Genomic DNA, 930 nt, shown 5'->3' on the forward strand with positions numbered 1-930 from the left:
ATCCTCAATCTGGGAGAGAAAATACCGGGGCGTGCCATCCGCGTTACGCACAATGGACACTGCCAGCAAGACCCAGACAATATGCCCATCCTGGTGAAAATACCGTTTCTTCATCCAGTAACTGTTGCGCTTTCCTGCCAACAGCGCCTGCACCTGGTGCAGGTCCTTTTCCAGGTCATCCGGGTGGGTAATGGTCTGAAAGTCACTGTCCAGCAAGGTCTGTTCGTCATAGCCCAGAATGTTGCACAGTGCCGGGTTCACCCGCATCCAGCCCCCTTGCGGGGAGACGATGGCCATGCCAATGGCCGCGTGCCGGAACGCGCCCTCAAACAGGGCCATGTTCTCTTCCATCTTGCTGACGGCCAATTGCCGCTGCTGGTTCAGGTGGTCCTGCTCCAGCGCCTGACCAAGGGATTTGCCCATCAACTCCAGAAACTCCATTTCTTCGATGCTGAAGGGCTCGTTCCGGGGTGCCGGATCGCTGAAATTGAGGGTGCCAAAAATCTCGCCCTGCACATAAAGCGGCACGGCCATGTAGGATTCCAGCTGCATGCCCACATACACCGGATGCGAGCGCATCTCTGCCAGCTCGCCCACATGGTGCAACGCCACCGCCCCCTGTTTGCTGACCACGGTGGAACAGTAGGTATCACCCAGCGGGAAATGATCCCCGGTACTGATACCCCCGTCGCCGGGCTGCACCGCGAGCACTTCGTAGTCACCGTCTTCAATGCGGCTGACAATGCCAATGGAGAGGCCCAGCAGACGGCACCCCACGTCCAGGTACGCGGCATACAGTTGCGCAAAATCACCGCCAGGCAGCAGTGACAGCTGGTGTAACTCTCTCAGGCCGATCAGACTGAAATCTGCACGGTCTTCCATCTCTCTTCCCCGCGATAGATCCACAACGCATCAATGCGCCGCTGTTAT

The 930-nt window shown here is 58.0% G+C and carries 1 protein-coding gene; it reads right to left on the minus strand.

The window, feature by feature from the left end:
- The coding region (locus A3754_RS05015; RefSeq protein WP_156496810.1) for a GAF domain-containing protein at positions 1–882 on the minus strand (882 nt) is incomplete at its 3' end.
- Positions 883–930 lie beyond the last annotated feature (48 nt).

The organism is Alcanivorax sp. HI0083 (genome assembly GCF_001635175.1).